The organism is Nocardia sp. NPDC004722, assembly GCF_053601505.1.
On sequence record NZ_JBSGBY010001082.1, the window covers coordinates 1 to 1,291 of the forward strand.

A 1,291-nucleotide genomic window follows, 5' to 3' on the forward strand; every position below is an offset into this window, starting at 1 on the left:
ACGCTGACCGCCATCGCCGCCGCCTGCCGGGACCGTGAGCGGCTGCGCTTCGACTACCGCGCGCACTCGGGCAGCGCGTCACGGCGCTCGGTCGAGCCCTACCGCCTGGTCAACCATCGGCAGCGCTGGTACCTGCTGGCCTGGGATCTGGACCGCGCCGACTGGCGCACCTTCCGGGCCGACCGGATGGAGCCGCGCACGCCGGCCGGGCCGCGCTTCACGCCTCGCCCGCTGCCGCCCGACACCGAGATCGCCGCTCGGGTCGAACGCGGGGTGGGGGAGGCCACCTGGCGTTACCGCGCCCGCGTCATCGTGCACGCCTCCGCCGAGCAGGTGCGGCAGCGGATTCCGATCCCCATCGAGGTCGAGGAGCTGGGACCGGACCGCTGCGCTTTCGAGCCCGGCTCCGATCACCCGGCAATGCTAGCCCTCTACCTGGGGCTGCTCGACGCCGATTTCGAGATCGTGGATTCGCCGGAACTGGTTGCGGCGCTGCGCACCCTGATCGAGCGCTACCAACGCGCCTTGCCGCGGTCCTGACCGTGCCGAGGGCTGCGGCGTCGACTCGCGTCATGCCTGCCGATAGTGCTCGTCGAGCACCGGCACCGGATCGAGCTCGGTCACCTGATGGCCCGCATCGCAGTGGTCGGTGAGGTCCTTCCCGTCCCGCGCCTGCACCACCCGCACCTCACCCACCGAATCCCGCAGCGACTCCGCTACTTTCGCCGCATGCCGATATCCCGGCGCGTCCCGATCCGCCACCACCCACACCCGCCGCGCCCCGCGCAGCCACTGGGCGTGCTCGGCCCGCCACCCCTGCGCCCCACCCGCATTGCAGGTCGCCGTCAGCCCGGCATGCATCGCGGTCAGGACATCCGCTTCGCCTTCGCACACGTAGATATCCCGCCCCTCGCGCACCGCCTCCACCACATCGGGCAGCCGGAACGGGATCGGCGCGAATCCACCGTTTTCCCAGCCGGTTTCCGTGTGGCGCAATTGATAGAACGACTTCACATGCCCCAGGCGATGCAGCGTCCGCACCCGCACCACGCACCCCGCCGACCGACCGTCCGCCGACCGATACAGATAGGAAGCGACCGTCTGCGGCTTCCGTAGCGGCGGCCCGTAATCGCGCTTCACCACCGAAAGCGGCAGCCCCGCAGCGAGAATCGCCCGATCCGCCAACGCGGGCGCGACCTCCGCGCGTCCGGCTCCCCGCCGCTGCGGCGGCGGCCCGTCGAACAGGTCCCGCACCCGCAACCCGAGCCGCTCGAGCACGTCCTCATCCGAG

The 1,291-nt window shown here is 71.5% G+C and carries 2 protein-coding genes; one reads left to right on the forward strand and one right to left on the reverse strand.

Annotated features, from left to right (window positions below; genetic code table 11):
* The coding region (locus ACWELQ_RS45865) for a helix-turn-helix transcriptional regulator (protein WP_452403222.1) at nucleotides 1-540 on the forward strand (540 nt) is incomplete at its 5' end.
* A 30-nt stretch (nucleotides 541-570) separates the two neighbouring features.
* Here ACWELQ_RS45865 and ACWELQ_RS45870 read toward each other — a convergent pair.
* Nucleotides 571-1,291: toprim domain-containing protein (locus tag ACWELQ_RS45870; RefSeq protein WP_452403223.1), on the reverse strand; the 721-nt coding region annotated here is incomplete at its 5' end.